Source organism: Micromonospora sp. NPDC023737, assembly GCF_040639715.1.
Lineage (GTDB): Bacteria > Actinomycetota > Actinomycetes > Mycobacteriales > Micromonosporaceae > Micromonospora.
Window position 1 is genome coordinate 297581 of sequence record NZ_JBFAAL010000004.1, and the last position, 16647, is coordinate 314227.

A 16647-nucleotide genomic window follows, 5' to 3' on the forward strand; every position below is an offset into this window, starting at 1 on the left:
GAGGACTACCGGCAGAGACGGTGTCCGGACGCGAAGCGCAGGTCGAGGTACCGGGCCCGGTTGTTGCTGATGTCGCCGTACAGGTCCGCGATGCTCGTGCTGTTCACGTTGTACGAGACGACGAGGTTGTCCCGGTCGCTCAGCGTCGGGTGTACGGCCACGTTGTAGGTGTAGATGTCCCCGTCGGCGTCGGCGTCGAACTCCGGCTGCCCCTCGGGCGTGTCGTAGACCTGCACCCGCTCCGTACCGGCGAAACCGAACGGCGTCGACGACGTGTGGACGTAGATCTTGGAGCCGAGGTAGCTGTCCGTGGTGACCAGTACGTACTGACCCTGCACCTCGGCGACGCCGTACGAGGAGCCGACCTCGTCGAGGATCGAGACGGAGTCGCCCTCGTTCGGGGACCAGCCGCTGCCCGTGTAGAACTCCCAGGCCTCGTCGAGGTGGCCGGCCAGGGCCCGGGCGACGTGCGCCTGCTTGCCCGGCCACTGCGATCCCACGCCGTAGATGTAGATGTACTCGCCCACGTGAAGGAGTTCCACACCCCACTGGATGCCGTGCGCGTCATAGGTCGGTGCGACCTTCTCCAGCCGCAGATCGGGCAACGACAGGGACGCCAGGTCCGTCCCGATCCATTCGAAGCCGAAGTGCCCCTCGCCGGCGGCCTGCTGCTGGAACTCGAAGACGTACAGCTTGCCGTCGTCGACGATGCCGTCGCCGTTCCAGTACCACGGGTCGCCGGTGCCGGCCGGACCGACGATGGGCAGCGGGTTCTCCGCGGTGCCGCGCAGGATGGTCTCGGTCGGCCGATCACTTCGGCCGTGCGCCGTCACGATCGTGTTGTGCACCGGCGCGTGCGGCGTGATGCTCCGGCCGGGACCCACCGGACCCAGGAACGTGTCGTTGAACAGCCACGCGGTACGGCCGTCCGGCAGCGGCGTCGAGTAGGTGCCGTCGCCACCGGCCCACTCCCCCGCACCGGCGCCGTCCCCGAAGTGGGCCCACTTCTGCTGAAGACCGACCGCCGGTCGGGCTGCCGTCACCACCGGCGCGCAGGCGTCGCCGCCCGCGTCGCTCGCGCTGGCACCGGCCGCCGGGCCGATCGCCACCGTCGTCGAGCCCACGAGTAGCGCGACGAGTCCTCCATAGACACGGCTTCGGCGCATGTTCCCTCCCCGATCAGCACAGAACCTCACTGCCAAGATCATCCGACAGTTTCACGGTCCGCGTTCACGCGTCAAGGTCGGCCTCGCTTCCGTGGGCCGCGCCTGCCGCCGGCAGCCGGGCGCAACCACCGCGGGTCATGACGGCCGCCCACCGAACTGCCAGTTGTGCACCTCGATGTCGGCGTACCGGTCCCAGGTGAGGATCGCGCGCGCCGCATCCGGGTCCGGCGCGCGGACCAGCGCCGCGGTGCCCAGCCAGGCGGCACCGTCGTCGGACAGCAGCGGCCCGTAGGCGATCACTTCGTCCGGGTCGCCCGGCGGGGCGAGGTCGACGGAACGCCCGCTGCCGAACCCGAGCACCAGGTACCGGTCCCCGCCGGTCCGGCCACCGGGAAAATCCCACATCGTACGTCCCAACGTGTTGCGCCACCGGCGTAGCAGCACGTCGCGGTACACACCGGCCTGGTAGTTCGGCTCGTCGAAGGCGAACGCGCGGGCGGCGGCCGGGTCGGGCAGGTCGACGATGTGCACGCTGCCAGTGGGCAGCTCACCACCACCGGTGAGGGTCGGGCCACGCGCGATCATCTCCGTCGCATACCGATCCATGTAGGACCAGTGCGCTTCGAGCAGTTCGTCGCGCAACGTCAGCGAGCCGGCTCGATCGCGGTGGTAGCACAGAAACTCCATGCCCCACAGTCTCGAACGATCGCCGAGATCGGCGTTGACCCGGGTAACGGCGTCTGGGGAACGGCCGGCCCACATCTAGGCGATCCACCACCAGCCGTCGCCGAGATACCGCACCGGGTGGCCCATGTCGCCGGACGTGGTGGCGATCAGGGTGTCCGGGCTCGGCGCGGCCGGGAATTAGGCCAAGCTGACCCCGCTCTCGGCCCGCCAGTCCTGCCACACCGGCAGGTACAACGCGCCATCGCGCTCATGCGCCTGCCCGTCGATGGACAGGTACCTGAGCCGCCACGGCAACGCGACATCAGGAGCCAGCTCGCCGACCCGATAACCAGCGGCCAACTCGGCCAGCCGGCTCCGGTGCAGCCGGAACTGGCTGTCCACGTACGTGCGTTCCCAGTCGGTCTGCTGCAGGATCAGCCCGGATCCGAGCACGAGGACCAGGGCACCGGCCCGCCCAGACGTACGCCCGTCTGAGCAGGAGTACGACCAGCGCGGCGACGGAGGTGCTCACGGCGAAGAGCCAGCACGCGGCCATCACGGGCAGCGCGAGCAGCGACAGCACGTCGAGCAGCGGGTACGCCAGGTAGTTGCAGACCAGCAGGGAGAGCCACCCGCCCGCGACCCCGACCAGGAGAAGGTGGGCTCGCCCAGCACGGCGGGCTTCCGCTGTCACCGGCACCGCGACAGTCTGCCAACGGGCCGGTGTGATGGTGAAGGGGGGCCGCGCCCGGCTGGACGCGGCCCCCTCGATTCTCGTCCGGAACTTCGCTGCGGCGCCGCCGTCTAGCCGCGCAGCGCCTCCGGCAGCTCGGCCGCGTCCACGCTGGTCGAGGGACCGTGGTAGATCGCGTTGAACAGCAGCTTGCTCGGGTCGCGGGACCAGGTGCGGAAGGTCGGCTCGCTGCCGAACGTCACGATCAGGCCGTCACCCACCTGGTGCTTGACGATGTTGGCCTTGCCGTTGAGGTGCTCGCCGCCGATGAGCCAGCCACTCTGCAACTGCTCGCCCGACTCCGGGAACGAGGAGACGACGTCGCCGTCCTCGACGTTGTACGCCTGGTCGTTCTCGCCGAACCAGACCGGGGTGTCGGGGCGCATACCCCAGGCCACCGGGTCGGAGGTGTCGAACCGCTGGCTGAGGATGCTGCCGGGCGAGAAGAAGACGTGCTCGTCGGTCGGCAGCGCCGGGGTGATCGGCAACGAGGCGAGCTGGCGCGCCGTCGCCACCGAGTCGCCGATGGCCACAAGCGTTCCGCCGTCCTCGACGAACTTGCGCAGCTCCGTCCAGCCGGCCTCGCCCACGCCGTACGCCCAGGCCCACTCGGCCGGGTAGCGGTCCCGGTTGAGGCCCGAGACGATGTCCGCGCGGCTGATCCCCGCCGGCAGCACGATCGTGTCGAACTTGGCGTTGAGGTCACCGGCGAAGTCCGCGGCGACGACCTCCTTGAAGCCGATGTCGTACTGCTCGAACAGCCACTTCATCCAGCCGCCGGGGATGTTGTTGACGCCGCGGAAGAGCCCGACCCGGGTGTCGTCCTTGAGCCGCTCCGCCGCCACACGCGGGGTCTGGCCGACGCTGAAGACGGGGATGCCGGTCTTCCGGGAGGTGTCCTGCAGCGCGGTCCGGGCCGCCCTGCTCGGCTCGACGATCAGGGTGCCCGGGGCGTAGCTACGACCGCCGGCCGAGAACTCGGCGCCGGCACGGAAGGTTTCCGCACCGGCCTTCTGCAGCGCCGCGATCATCATCGCCGTGCCGTACGACTCGGGGCCGACCAGGTAGGCGCCACGACTGCCGGGGTCGCCGGGGAACGCCGGGGCGGCCGGCTGCACCTTCTTGACCCGGGTGGTCGAGACGGTGAAGGGCTTCGCGATGGTGTCGACCTGGACGCCGAGGAGCATCGGCAGGGTCTGCGCCGTCACGTCGTACGGGTTCTGCGGCGGGCCGCCCGGGTACTCCCGCAGGTCCGGGTAGTCCTGCGTCTCCAGCAGCGTCTTCGCGAATCGGCCGTAGGGCTGCGCGTACCGGATGATCCAGGAGCCGGCCTCGTACCGCTTGCCGTTCGCGGTGAAGTCGGAGATGGCCTTCTCGATCTCGACGTCGCCGGTCTGCAGCGTCTTGAGCAGTTCGTACGTGGCGAACGGATCCCGCTGTCCGGCGGGCGCCACGTAGGCGAACGGCTTGTCGGCGCTGGGCTCTACCGCGTTGTGCTGGGTGCGGTAGAAGTTGTAGAGCCACTCGGTCCGGTACTTGGCGACGTTGCTCAACGCGCCGAAGACCGACGTGTCGAGGTAGTCGACGATCTGCGCCAACGTCCAGGTGGACTGGTCGTACGGCTCGATGAAGTTGGTGTCCGGCTCCTGCGGCCCGATCGGGCCACCGTCACTGCTCCGGTAGGTGTAGGCGAGGTCCTGCGCGCTCGCCGCCTCGACCAGGATGCGCGGCGCTCCGTGGTAGGTCATGTACTGGCGCGACGGCGTCCAGTAGTCGTAGGTCGAGCCCCAGTTGACCCCCTTCTTGCCCTCGGCGGTCAGGCTCCGGGAGATCTCCATGCCCAGGGAGTTGGTCTGCTGGACGGTGATGGGGTCGATGTTCGGGTCGTTCGGCGACAGGTACGGCGGGACGAAGATCCGGCCCCGGGAGTTGCCCATCTGGTGCAGGTTCTGAACGACCTGCGGCTTCCATTCGTTCTGCAGCGCGACGCTGAGCTGCGTCTCGGGCTGGGTGAACATGAACCAGTCGCGGTTGTCGTCGTGCCCGATGTATTTCTGGTAGAGGTCAGGATAGGTGCGGGCGTAGTTCGTACCGGCGGTCTTGTTGAAATAGTCGCCCACCCACTCCGTACCATCCGGACTCTGCGCCGGGACGATGAGCAGGACCACGTTTTCGAGGATTTCCGAAACGGTGGCCGACTTCTCGTCGGCGAGCCGGTGAAGAATGTTCGGAATAACCTGCGCGGTGCCCACCTCGGTGGAGTGGATCGCGGCTTCCAGCAGGAAGACCGGCTTGCTCTGCGCGGCGAGTTTCCTGGCCTCCGCCTCGCTCAGACCACGCGGATCGGCGAGCCGCCTGTTGACCTCCTTGATCCGGTCGAGGTTCTTCAGGTTCTCCCGTGAACTGACCGTGAGGAGGGGGAACGGCCGGCCCGTCGCCGTCTTGCCGATCTCCTGGTAGAGCACCTTGTCGGAGCGGTCCGCGACGAGCTTGTAGTACCTCATGAGGTCGTTCCAGCGGGCGAGCTTGCCCTCGGCGCCGAGCTGGAAACCGAAGAACTGCTCAGGTGTGGTGATGCGCGGGGCCGCGTTGGCGGCCGAATTCGAAACGAGACTGCTACTCAGGGGCAGGGTCAGTGCCAGAAGAGCGGCCGCGGGCAGCAGCGCTCTCCTCTTCCAGGTACGCACAGACATTCTCCTCGCGCTGGCCGTCGTGCTGGACGAGTGTCGAATCTCGGCGCGCGTTCCACGCTTCCGGGTTCCGACGGGTGTCGAATCCGGGCAGGGGAAATCCCACCGAGAGCCGACGGATTTACTCACCTCACTTTCACGCATATGAATATCAAGGCGCGTAAGGCGGAGTCAACAACCTGGCCATTACCTTCGGCGCACCGACCCGGCCGAGCCAGGTAGACCGACCGAGCCAGGTAGACCGACCGAGCCGGGTAGACAAGCCGAGCCGGGTAGACCGACCGAGCCGGGTGGGCCGGCGGAGCCGTTGCTTCGGCACGGTGCGGCGACCGGCCGGCGTCAGGAGTTGTGCGGGCCACTCTGTGCGTCGCGCAGCACCCGGCAGACGGTGCCGAGTGTGGGGGTGGCCGTCACCTCCCGCATGGCGGTGAGGAAGTCACCCCCGGTCGTGCCGCTGACCTCCCGGAAGACCCGGTCCAGCATCTCCAGGAAGGTCAGCGAGTCCCCGCCCAACTGGTGGAAGTCGGCGGTCAGGTCCGTGGCGTCGACGGGCGTACGCAACACCTGTGACCAGATCCCGGCCACGGCAGTGGCGGTCGGGTCCGACCCGCCCGGCCCCGGCGGTGCGACAGCGTCGTCCGGGAACGCGGACCGCAGCGAATCGGTGTCGACCTTTCCGTTCGCGGTCTGCGGAAACTCCTCCAGTACGGCTATCTTCGCCGGCATGACGGCGGGTGGGAGCAGCCCAGCCAGATGGGTCCACAACGCGTCCTCGGTGACCGTCCCCTGCGTCGTCACGTACGCGTGCAGTCGGATCTGCCCGTGCGCGGGTCTGTGCGGGAGCACCACGGCACGGGCGACCGCCGGGTGCTCCGCCAGAACGGTCGCGATCTCCCCGGGTTCGATCCGGTACCCGCGAACCTTCACCTGATCGTCGGAGCGGCCCACGAACTCCAGAAGCCCGTCGGGACGGAGCCGGCCGAGGTCGCCCGTGCGGTACGCCCGCGTGCCGTCGTGCAGCCGCACGAAACGCTCACGGTCCAACTCCGGTCGGCCCAGGTAGCCGCGGGCGACTTGGGCGCCGGTCAGGTGGATTTCGCCGACCGCGCCGGGAGGCGTCGATCGTCCATCAGTGTCGAGCAGCAGGACCCCGGTGCCGGGCGCCGGCTCCCCGATCGGCACCGCGCCGTCGGACCCGTCCCGGTCTGGGTCGAAGTTGCCGACGACGCATCCGATGGTCGTCTCGGTGGGTCCGTACTCGTTGACGATGACGCATCCGGGGCCGAAGAGCCGTTGGGCCCGAGCCGCCACAGCCGCCGATAGCTGCTCCCCGCCGACGACCACGGTCCGGAAGCGGGCCGGGGCCACGTCGAGCCGGTTGATCAGGTCGAGGTAGGTCGGTGTGAGCTTGAGCGCGTTCACGCCGCCGCCCTCGAGGATCTGCCGCAGGACCGGTGGTGTCATCTCCCCGGGTACCAGTTCGACGCTGCCACCGGCGAGCAGGGGTAGGAAGACGGCCGTCGCGCCGAGGTCGAACGCCATCGAGGTGAAGAACGCGTAGCGGGTGTTCCGGTCGACCTGGAGGCGCGGCAGCGCCCAGTCTGCGTACGCGACGAGGTTCCGGTGTTCGACCTGGACGCCCTTCGGCCGTCCGGTGGTTCCGGAGGTGTAGATCACGTAGGCCAGGTCGGTCGGTGCGGGGAGGGTGGGTGGCGGGGCCGCGCCGGCCAACGGCAGATCCTCGATCACGATGACGCGGCGCGGACCGAGCCGGTCGACGAACGGACGCTGTACCAGGCAGAGCGCCGCCCCCGCGTCGTCGAGCATGAAGCCGAGCCGACTCGGCGGATACGACGGTTCGAGCGGAAGGTAGGCGGCGCCGGCCTTGAGCACGCCCCACAGTGCGCCGATCGCGGCCGGGGTCCGGTCCGCCAACAGGCCCACCACGTCGCCCGGCCCGACCCCGAGCCGGCGTAGTCGCTCGGCCACCACGTCGGCTCGCCGGTCCAGCTCGGCGTAGCTGACCGTGCCCTCCGGTCCGGTCAACGCGACCGCGTCCGGATCCTGCCGGACGTGTCGGGTGAAGGCGTCCAGCACGGTCGGACCGACGGCATCGCCGGCCGGCGGCCACGTACCCCCGGGCCCGATCGGCGCGGCGCGGCCGCCGGGAGACACAGCACGGCCGCCCGGAGACGCGGCACGGACGCCGGGAGACGCGGCACGGACGCCGGGAAACGCGGCACGGACGCCGGGAGACGCGGGCGGGTCGGCCGTCGGAGCGAGCGCTGCGGCGACCGTCTCCATCAGGGCCTGCGCGGCGCGATCGGCACCGACCGGGTGGGACATGGTCAGCTCGACGTGACCGGGCAGCTCGATGGTGCTGAACGAGACCGGGATGAAGGGTCCGTGCACCGGCAGGGTGTAGACCGTACCGGCGCTGAACGCGTCGGTGGAGAACGCGTCGAGGTCGATCCGGCCCAGGTGGGAGACGGCGGCCGTGCAGATCCCCCGGTCCCACCGGCGGCTGACCCGCTCGGCGAGGGAGAGGCCGGCGCGCAGGACCGGGCGGGGCAGGCGGTCGGCCCAGCCCTCGGCGGCGGAGACGGCGAGCTCCCGGCGTTCGGCGAGCGCGCGCAGGAGGGATTCGTGGACCTCCGCCCAGGGCTGGTCCGGTGTCACGTCGAGGAAGACGGGCAGCGCCAGGTTCCCGGTGGCGACGAGGGTTCGCTCGTGCCGGCGCAGGTCGACCGGGACCATGAAACGTGATCGCCGGCCGGTCGCCGAGCCGATCGCCGCGATCACCCGCGCGACCAGGGCGTGCTGGTTGCCGCTGATGGTGGCACGCCGCCAGTGGTGGCGGCGGTGGGCGGCCGCGCCGACGAGCGGGGTACGCCACCGCAGCGGGGTGCTCAGCCGGGCGGGCGAGGGTGCGACCCGCCGGCGGAGCGCGTCGTCGGTCAACGGCGAGCGGGCGCCGAGCGGACGTTCGCCTCGCAGGGCCCGCAGCACGTCGGTGGCCCAGACGAGCACGCCCCTGGCGTCCATCGTGGCGTGTGTGGCCCGGAAGACGATCGTCGTCGGTTCGCCGGGGACCAGCAGCACCTCGCTCAGCGGGCCTGCGGGCGGGTCGAATGGGCGGTGAAGGGCCGGAGCGTCGAAATCCAGCGAAGGCAGCACGGTGACCGGCGGTGGTTTCCCACTGTCGATCCAGAGCCGCCCGCGGCCGACCAGTCGCGCCCCCGGGCCGGCCTCGGAGGCGAGGGCCACCGCCCGGCGCAGCGCCGCCGCGTCGATGGATCCGGCCCCTTCCACCAGGAGTTGGATCGCGAAGGGAGGCAGGAACGGGGCGCTGGCCAGGTAGCCCTGCTCGATCGGCGAGATCGGACGGGAGAAGCTCATCCCCGCACCCCGCGGGCCAGTGCCGCGACGCCGCCGATCTCCTCGACCCAGTGCTTGAGCTGTGTGAGTCCGGTCTCCAGGTCGATGCCGGGCCGATAGCCGAAGTCCCGGGTCGACGCCCTCGTGTCGTAGGTGGACGTCCGGGTGAGCAGGGCCAGCCCGTAGCGGGAGACCGGCGGTGGACGGCGCCGGGCGAGCGGCGGCACCTGCCAGAGCAGCTCGACCAGGCCGACTGCCCCGGCGAGTAGTGGGCCGGGCACGCGGCGGGTCGGCGGACGGAGATCGAACAGTTCGGCGACCCGGGCGATCAGTGTCCAGACGTCGATACGTTCGGCATCGGCGACGAAGTACGCCCGCCCGCCGACCCGGTCGGAGACCGCGGCCAGCCGGCAGGCCGAGGCCGCGTTGTGGCAGTGGCAGAGTGACGCGTACACGGGTTCCGGGCCGGACAGGTCGGGCAGGGTGCCCCGGTGCAGTTTCGCCAGTAGCCGTGGCAGGAAACCGGTCCGGTCCCGGGGTCCCCAGATCCCCCGTGGCCGGATGGCGCAGGTGGTCAGTTGACGGCTGTTCGCGTCGAGCACGATCTGTTCGGCGACCGCCTTGGTCTCCGAGTACAGGTTCAGGAACCGGTCCGGGTAGCGCACGCTCTCGTCGATGTCGATCTGGGGGTCGCCGCTCATCACGGCGCTCGGGCTGCTCACGTGGACGAATCGCGGCACACCGCTGCTCCGGGCGGCGGCCAGCAGGTTCTGCGTACCGGTGACGTTGGCCGCCCAGAACTGAGCGCGGGTGCCGAAGTCCTGCACCCGGGCGGCCGAGTGGTAGACAACGTCCGTCCCGTGGGTCGCCGCGCGCAGCGAGGCGGGGTCGGTCAGGTCGCCGCTGACCAGTTCGATTCCCCGCACGGTGCGGAGATGGCCGAGGTCGCTGGTCGGGCGGACCAGCACGCGTACCTGGTCGCCCCGGCGGACACACTCGTCGACGAGGTGACCGCCGAGGAAACCGGAGCCACCCGTGATGAGCGCTCTCACGCTGTCCCCGAACGCCGTGGGCGGCGCAGGGTTCCGCCCGTTCGGGTACGCGCCGCCCAAGTGGCCAGCCGGCCGTGGTCGATCTTCGCGTTGTGGCGTACGTCGACCGGGAACGCGGGGTGGAAGCGGAAGTCGGTGAGGCTCCTCGTCGCCTCGTGCCGCTGCGCCAATTCCCGCAACTCGCGTTCGATCCTGGGCCGCTGCGTCGCCGGCACACCCTCGCGTAGCTCCACGCAGACGACGGGCCGCTGCCAGTCGGGGTCACCCACCCCGACCAGCGCCGTCCGGCGCACCTCCGGGTGCTCGTCCAGCACGGTTTCGCAGGGGACCGGGTAGAGCGGGCCGTCGGCGGTGCGGACCACGTCGCTGCGCCGGCCGGCGAACCAGACGCGGCCCTGCTCGTCGATCCGGCCCAGGTCCCCCGTCCGGTGCCAGATCCGTTCCGACTCCACGATCTTGGCGTTGGCGTTCGCGGCAGCCGAACCGACATAGCGGCGACTCACCGTCGGTCCGCTGACCACGATCTCGCCGATCTCGTCCGGCGCGGCCGGGCGAACGGCCGTCCAATCGGGGATCGGCCCGTCGGTGGCGCGGATGACGCGCAGGTCGACCCCGTCGACGGGCCGGCCGACACACGTGCCGCCGCCGCTGTGCCCGGCGGGACGGACCTCGTCGAGCAGCTCGCCGGCCTCGATGGACGCGATCGGAACCGCCTCGGTGGCGCCGTACGTGACGTGCATCCGGCCTTGCTGTGCGGCCAGTACGCGCCGCAGCCGCGCCACGACCTCGTTCGCGACGGGGGCCCCGCCGGAGACGACGAGGCGCAGTGTCGGCACCTGCTCGCCGGTCTCGTCGAGGTGACGGGCAAGGGGGTCGAGCAGCGCGGGCGAGCCGAACATCGCGGTCACCGCGTACCGCCGTACCAGGTCGGTGATCATGGCCGGTTCGGTGTCCGCGACGCGCGCGAAGTCGATCTCCGGAACCACGCAGGTCGCGCCGGTCAGCAGGTGCAGGAAGGCGAAGGAGAGCGAGGTGACCAGGCAGACGTCCGACGGAGTGTGCCGGTAGTGGGTGGCCGCCTGCCGGACCATCTCCGCCAACGCGCCGTGGGTGGACTCGACGCCCTTCGCGCTCCCGGTGCTGCCCGAGGTAAAGCTGATCATGACCAGGTCGTCGGCCTCGATGGCCGGCCTCGGCGGGGCCGCCGCGGTCGCGGCCAACCCGCTCAACGTCGCGCCGCCCCAGCACCAGCGTCGGCCGGCGGTGACGACGGTCCGGACCCCGGCGAAGGCGTCCGGCCGCAGGACCCGGATGGCCTGTGCGGCCGGTACGCCGATGAAGGCCCGGGCCTCGGCGGCGCGGTAGCAGCGCAGCATCCGGCGCAGGCCCATGCCCGGGTCCACGATGACCGGTACGGCGCCGAGCTTGAGCAGGCCGAAGATCACTGCGAACAGGTCGGCGTCGACCGGCATCATGACGACCGTCCTGGTGCCCGGCTCGATGCCACTGCCGGCGAAGCCGGCCGCGTAGCGGTCGGACTCCGCGTCGAGCTCGGCGAACGTCCTCGATCGGTGCTCCTGCGTCCCGGCGACCGGGAACACCAGCGCCGGTTTGTCTCCGAACGCGGCGGCGTTGGCCCGCAACCGATCACCGGGAGACATCAGTGCCCTCTGTGCCTCGACCGCGGCCGATCCCGGCCGCCCGGACAGCCCTTCCACGCTCATCGGGTGACCGTCCGTACGCGCAGCGTCTCCCAGCTCGGCAGGGCGGCTCGCCGGTCGGCTCTCGCCGCCACCACCACCGGCCGGTACGGAGCCAGCGCGGCCAGCGTGTCAGCGAGCTGGGCTCGGGCGAACCCGGCACCGGGGCAACTGTGCGTGCCGGCTCCGAACACCAGTTGTGAGATCCGGGGGGCCATCGGGGCGACGGGGTCGGGTCCCATCTCGTGAGCGTACGCGGCGTGTCTGGCGACCAGGATCAGCCGGTCGCCGGCCCGCACCGGGCAACCGCCGATCTCGCCGGGTGCCGCGACCGCTCGCGGCAGCACCGGGCTGGGCGCGGTGACCCGCAGCAGTTCGGCGACCAGCCTCGGCAGCACCTCCGGATCGGCGGCGTGGGACCAGAGCCGGTCGTCGGCGCACCAGGCGACCGCGCGAGGTATCGAAGCGACGGTCGTGTTGACCGCCGCCACCGCGATCATGCCGGCCAGAGCAGGGCTGACGGTGGCGCCACGCAGCACACCGGTCAGCCGGTCGACGGCGGCCCGGGCGGCGCGCCGCTGTCCGGGCGTACGCCAACCGGGTAGTTCCTCGCGCACGGCCGCGGCGGCCGCCGCCCGAGCCGCGGCGGCAACCTGGCGCGGGTCGGCGTTCAGCCCGAGCAGTGACACCGTTGCCACGCCGGCGAGTTCGGCCGCGATGTCCACCAGATCGACCGACTCACCGGCGGCGAGCGGCGCCACGCGTCGCCGTAGCACGTCGCCCCAGAGCGGACGGGTCCGTGCCACCCCGGCGGAGTCGAACACGTGCGAGATGTCGCGCCGGGCGCGACGGTGTGCCGTGTCCTCCTGGTCGAAGAGGAGATCGCCGCCGGTGAGCCGTCGCGCGCTACCGCCGGTCGTGCCGGCCGCGGTCCGGTCCAGGGTCACCTCCGTGAGCGCCTGCCGGTACGCGTCGGTTCCGTTGACCAGCACCGTACGTCCGAGACGCCGCACCGGCCTGCGCCGCGACGCGGCCAACAGGGCGAAGAGCAGGGGATGGCTCCGCAGGTAGACGTGCCGGTCGCGGCGCCGTCCGGGTGACATCGGGGCCATGGCCTCAGGACTTCTCCCACACCATCGTGGTGATGCTCACGCCGCCGCCGAGACCGAGGCAGAAGACCCGGGATCCGCTGGCGAGTTTCTCGTTGATCCGGGCCAGTTGCACGCCGATGGTTGCGCTGGCCACGTTGCCCAGCTCGGGGACGGTCACGATCAGCTTCTCCTCCGGCACCCGGGCGAGTTCCATGAAGCGGGTCAGGTACGGCAACGTGACCTGGTGTACGAGCACCTTCTCGTAGTCCGACCAGTCGAGGCCGGTGCGCTGGTGCACCGCACGGAGCACGTCCAGCCCGATCCGCTCGAAGATGGAGCGCAACTTCCCGCCGTCGCCGTGGAAGTAGGTGTGCTCGTCACCGCGTGGGTGCCGGGAGCCGCCACCGTCGATCCCGCCGGCCGTCCAGTGCTCGGAGAAGGTGGCCGTCTGTACGTCGAGAATGCCGCCGGTTGGTACCTGCTCGACGAGTACCGCCGCGCCGGCGTCACCGAACGTGTAGCCGGCGAACGCCGAGCGGACCTGCGCCGCGCTGGATGCGCGCATCCGCATCGACCGGGTGGGCGTCTCGCCGGTCACCACGAGGACCCGTCGCGCCCGCCCGGCCAGGATGAACGCACGGGCCGTGTCGATTCCATTCAGGAAACTGTTGCAGGCGTTCGTCAGGTCGAAGACGTGTGCGCGGGTGCCCAGGTCGGCCTGGACGATGTGCGCGGTCGCGGGCTCCGCCATGTCCCTGGAGGCCGACGCGAAGATCAACAGGTCGATGTCGCCGGGGTCGGCCGCCGCGCTGTGCAGCACGGCACGGGCCGCCCGGACGGCCAGAGTGGAGGCATGCTCGTCGGGGCCGGCTACGCGACGGGTGTCGATGCCGGTCATTCGAGAGAAGAGCCGGGGCGGGAGCGTGATGCCGCTTTCCCGTTCGACCTGCTCCTGCAGCTCCGCACTGGTCACCACCCGTTCCGGCAGGGCTGCGGCGGCGGCCGTGATTCCCACCCTGGTTGCTGGGGACGCGTCGGCGGTTCGGGTGTGGACCATTCTGAAGATGATCGTGCAGGCGCCGGTCCAAGTACAGCGGGCGTTATGTCACGAATCGGTGAGCAGGGTCACGACGGACGGCAGGGTCCACCACCCTCGCGCTCCCTCCGCGGCTGGTGTGATCAGACGACGGTGGCGAGGTGGAAGGCGGCGACCGTGGTGATGCCGACGCCGACCGCCGTGATGCCGACGGCGGCGAGTACGGGGGCGGCCCGGCTGGCCAGTCGCAGGACGGCGTGGGAGTTCGCGCCGCGGACGACGACGGAGTTGCCGGCGATCGCGAGCAGCCCGACGCCGAACAGGACGACGGCCATGCCGACGCCGAAGGTCAGGACCAGCAGCAGGGCGAAGCCGGCGCGTCCGAGGAACAGGCCGGTGACCAGGACGAGGAACGCGGACGGTGACGGCACGAGGCCGCCGGAGACGCCGAGCATGAGCAGACCCGGGCGCTCGGCGTGTTGGTGGCCGTGCCCGTGACCATGGTCGTGGGGGTGGCTGTGCCCGTGCGAGTGGTTGTGGCTGTGCGTGTGCCCGGCACCGCGCAGGTGTCGGCGTACGAGCCAGACGCCGGTGGTCACGGCGACCAGACCGGCGGCGAGTTGCAGCCAGGTGGTGAGCGCCTCCATCCGGATGACGTTCGCGAGGGATAGGAACGTCCACGCGAGGCCGATCACCAGCACCGAGAGGGTGTGCATGGCGGCCACCGAACCACCCAGCCAGGCGGCGTCCCGCAGCCGCCCACGCGAGCCGACGAGGTAGGCCGCGGCCAGGCTCTTGCCGTGCCCCGGCGCGACCGCGTGACCGGCCCCGGCGATGAACGCGAGCGCGAAGGCCAACGGTGGTACGCCCGGCGAGTGGACGAGGTCCTGCAGCTGGTCCGGGACGGAAGCGGCCTGGACGGCGGCGAGTGCTGTCATGCGACGGCCTTCCGGCGGCGGTTGAACCGGCGGAACAGCACCAGTGCCACGGCGGGACTCCACTCGTCGCGCGCGACGTCCATGGTTTGCGGGTCACCGAACGGACGTGCCGCCGCCGGGACGGGCGCGACCGAAACGGAGGTGGCGACGGCGGAGTACGTCGCCAGCGCGAAAGCGCTGATCGCGCCGCGCCAACGAAGACGTCGGTGCGGGGGCAAGGGGACGCTCCGGGTCTCGTCGGTGTCGAACCGCAGCGAGTGTCGCGGGTACGCGGAAACGGGTGGGCGCGGACCGGTGATGAGCAGTGAACGGCGGCGTGAACAGTACGTTGATCATCTATGCCGGGTTCGTCCCGCGAGGGGCGGAGTCCGGGCGATCGGGCCCGGTCCCGGTCGTCGTGCCGAGGAGTCGAAGGAGAAGGCGAGGTTCTCCCGGCCACGCTCCGAGCAGTACCTCCCGGGGCACCTGACGTGCGGCGTAGCGCAGCGCGAGGGCGATGACCACGATGTCGTCGAGCGGGCCGATGACCGGGAGGAATTCGGGGATCAGATCTATCGGGCTGATCACCCACAGCCCGGCGATCACGACGGCCAGCTTGGCCCGGCGGGGCACCCGTGGGTCCGTGCGGAGCCGGCGGACGGTGGTCACGCAGTCGGGGATGAACGCGGCGAGATCCCGGAGGATGCCGGGCGGTAGCCGGCGGGCCAGCAGGATGAGCAGCGACCAGGCCGCGACCAGGCAGGCGGCGGCCACACCGGCAGCGATCAGCCCGGTACGCACGACGGCACGGTACGCCAGGACCGGTCGATGGAGCGAGTGGTTCCGCACGGAGCGGACGAGCCGTCGTCCGTCGAGGGCCCGCGCCACCGAAAGGCGACGGAGCGGGGTCACCACGTCAGCGTCGGGCGGTCGATCGGGGTATTGCCCTGCCTCCATGCCGGCCGTATTCTCCACCAAACAAGTAGGAATAGTAGTCAGTTGTGGAAGTTGCGTGCCCAGCCACCGCCCGACCGTCACCAACGACCCGAGGGACTTCGGTTCCTCAACATCTCGGCTCGCACCGACTCGCTAGTTCCTCCAACCTCCTCCGATTGGAGTGCTCGTGCGAAGACTGCTCCTGCTCGCCCTGGTCGGCCTCGGCGCGCAACTGGTCGACGGCAGCCTCGGCATGGCCTACGGCGTCACCTCGACCACCCTGCTGCTGGCGATCGGCACCAACCCCGCCGCCGCGTCGGCCACCGTCCACCTCGCCGAGATCGGCACCACGCTGGTCTCCGGTGCGTCGCACTGGCGGTTCGGCAACGTCGACTGGAAGGTCGTCGCGAAGATCGGCATACCGGGTGCGGTCGGCGCGTTCGCCGGGGCCACGTTCCTGTCGAGCTTGTCCACCGAGACCGCCGCGCCGCTGATGTCGATCATCCTGCTCACCCTCGGCATCTACATCCTGGTCCGCTTCACCGCCGTCGGCCTGCCCAAGGAAAACCTCGGCAAGCCCCTGCGCAAGCGGTTCCTCGCCCCCCTCGGGGTGGTCGCCGGGTTCGTCGACTCCACGGGCGGCGGCGGCTGGGGCCCGGTCGGCACCCCGGCCATCCTGGCCAGCGGCCGGCTCGAACCCCGCAAGACCATCGGCTCGATCGACACGAGCGAGTTCCTCGTCGCCGTCGCCGCGAGCGTCGGCTTCATCATCGGCATCGGGTCCGAAGGAGTGAACTACGCGTGGGTCGCCGCGCTGCTCATCGGCGGCATCATCGCGGCCCCGATCGCCGCCTGGCTGGTCCGGCACATTCCGCCCCGCGTCCTGGGTTCCGCGGTCGGCGGCGTCATCATCCTCACCAATATCCGCACCCTGCTGCGCAGCGACTGGATCGACGCATCGGACAACGTCCGTTACGCGTTCTATGCGGTCATCTACGTCGTCTGGGCCGCCGCCCTCGCCTGGTCGTTCAAGCAGTACCGGAAGCACCGTGACGAGGAGCGCCGGATCATCGCCGAGGCCGAGGCGGCCGCGGTGGCCGGTGGCGTCCCCGCCGACAACGCCAGCACATCGGCCGTCTGACGCCACCACGATCCGCACCGCCTGCCGGGGGGCCCCCCCCGCGGGGCCCGCGCCGGCCCCCCCACACCCGCCGGGCCCCACCCCGGGGGGGCCGCGGGCGGGCCCCGCCCGGCGCCGGGCGGGCGGCGAGCCAACCCCCAC

12 protein-coding genes are annotated in these 16647 nt (G+C 71.0%); 1 reads left to right on the forward strand and 11 read right to left on the reverse strand.

Annotation, left to right across the window (positions count from 1 at the left end; translation table 11 throughout):
* Nucleotides 1-5: 5 nt before the first annotated feature.
* The 11 genes from AB0F98_RS12510 to AB0F98_RS12560 form a co-directional block, all read right to left on the reverse strand.
* A complete protein-coding gene (locus tag AB0F98_RS12510) occupies nucleotides 6-1166 on the reverse strand; it encodes a hypothetical protein (protein WP_357733112.1) in 1161 nt (386 codons plus the stop codon).
* A 135-nt stretch (nucleotides 1167-1301) separates the two neighbouring features.
* Nucleotides 1302-1853, reverse strand: coding sequence for a YciI family protein (locus tag AB0F98_RS12515; RefSeq protein ID WP_357733115.1), 552 nt, complete (start codon nucleotides 1851-1853; stop codon nucleotides 1302-1304).
* A gap of 177 nt (nucleotides 1854-2030) precedes the next feature.
* The gene (locus tag AB0F98_RS12520) at nucleotides 2031-2285 is read right to left on the reverse strand and encodes a hypothetical protein (RefSeq protein WP_357733118.1); all 255 of its coding nucleotides are present in this window, start codon (nucleotides 2283-2285) and stop codon (nucleotides 2031-2033) included.
* A gap of 351 nt (nucleotides 2286-2636) precedes the next feature.
* Nucleotides 2637-5252 (reverse strand): M14 family zinc carboxypeptidase, encoded by a 2616-nt coding sequence (locus tag AB0F98_RS12525; RefSeq protein ID WP_357733121.1) that lies wholly within the window; start codon nucleotides 5250-5252, stop codon nucleotides 2637-2639.
* Nucleotides 5253-5594: 342 nt separating this feature from the next.
* On the reverse strand, nucleotides 5595-8654 hold the full coding sequence (locus AB0F98_RS12530) for an amino acid adenylation domain-containing protein (protein WP_357733124.1): 3060 nt from the start codon (nucleotides 8652-8654) through the stop codon (nucleotides 5595-5597).
* Nucleotides 8651-9685: an NAD-dependent epimerase/dehydratase family protein gene (locus tag AB0F98_RS12535; protein WP_357733127.1), complete on the reverse strand. Its 1035-nt coding sequence runs from the start codon at nucleotides 9683-9685 to the stop codon at nucleotides 8651-8653. The genes AB0F98_RS12530 and AB0F98_RS12535 overlap by 4 nt, the downstream gene beginning before the upstream one ends.
* Nucleotides 9682-11409, reverse strand: a complete 1728-nt coding sequence (locus tag AB0F98_RS12540) for a fatty acid CoA ligase family protein (protein WP_357733130.1) — start codon at nucleotides 11407-11409, stop codon at nucleotides 9682-9684. The genes AB0F98_RS12535 and AB0F98_RS12540 overlap by 4 nt, the downstream gene beginning before the upstream one ends.
* Entirely contained in the window at nucleotides 11406-12488 is a 1083-nt protein-coding gene (locus AB0F98_RS12545) for a cytochrome P450 (RefSeq protein WP_357733133.1), read from the reverse strand. Before AB0F98_RS12545 ends, AB0F98_RS12540 begins: the two co-directional genes overlap by 4 nt.
* Before the next feature lie 13 nt (nucleotides 12489-12501).
* Nucleotides 12502-13533 (reverse strand): ketoacyl-ACP synthase III, encoded by a 1032-nt coding sequence (locus tag AB0F98_RS12550; RefSeq protein WP_357733135.1) that lies wholly within the window; start codon nucleotides 13531-13533, stop codon nucleotides 12502-12504.
* 122 nt (nucleotides 13534-13655) lie between these two features.
* A complete protein-coding gene (locus AB0F98_RS12555) occupies nucleotides 13656-14450 on the reverse strand; it encodes a cobalt transporter (RefSeq protein ID WP_357733137.1) in 795 nt (264 codons plus the stop codon).
* Between the two features lie 336 nt (nucleotides 14451-14786).
* On the reverse strand, nucleotides 14787-15230 hold the full coding sequence (locus tag AB0F98_RS12560) for a DUF1232 domain-containing protein (protein WP_357733140.1): 444 nt from the start codon (nucleotides 15228-15230) through the stop codon (nucleotides 14787-14789).
* Between the two features lie 322 nt (nucleotides 15231-15552).
* Between AB0F98_RS12560 and AB0F98_RS12565 the strand changes: the two genes are divergently transcribed.
* Nucleotides 15553-16506: a sulfite exporter TauE/SafE family protein gene (locus AB0F98_RS12565; RefSeq protein WP_357733144.1), complete on the forward strand. Its 954-nt coding sequence runs from the start codon at nucleotides 15553-15555 to the stop codon at nucleotides 16504-16506.
* Nucleotides 16507-16647: the final 141 nt, after the last annotated feature.

Excerpts from the sequence above, each read along its gene's own strand:
- AB0F98_RS12515 (WP_357733115.1), bottom strand. The coding sequence starts at position 1,853 with ATGGAGTTTCTGTGCTACCACCGCGATCGAGCCGGCTCGCTGACGTTG.
- AB0F98_RS12540 (WP_357733130.1), bottom strand. The coding sequence starts at position 11,409 with ATGAGCGTGGAAGGGCTGTCCGGGCGGCCGGGATCGGCCGCGGTCGAG.
- AB0F98_RS12545 (WP_357733133.1), bottom strand. The coding sequence starts at position 12,488 with ATGTCACCCGGACGGCGCCGCGACCGGCACGTCTACCTGCGGAGCCAT.
- AB0F98_RS12555 (WP_357733137.1), bottom strand. The coding sequence starts at position 14,450 with ATGACAGCACTCGCCGCCGTCCAGGCCGCTTCCGTCCCGGACCAGCTG.
- AB0F98_RS12530 (WP_357733124.1), bottom strand. The coding sequence starts at position 8,654 with ATGAGCTTCTCCCGTCCGATCTCGCCGATCGAGCAGGGCTACCTGGCC.
- AB0F98_RS12550 (WP_357733135.1), bottom strand. The coding sequence starts at position 13,533 with ATGGTCCACACCCGAACCGCCGACGCGTCCCCAGCAACCAGGGTGGGA.
- AB0F98_RS12510 (WP_357733112.1), bottom strand. The coding sequence starts at position 1,166 with ATGCGCCGAAGCCGTGTCTATGGAGGACTCGTCGCGCTACTCGTGGGC.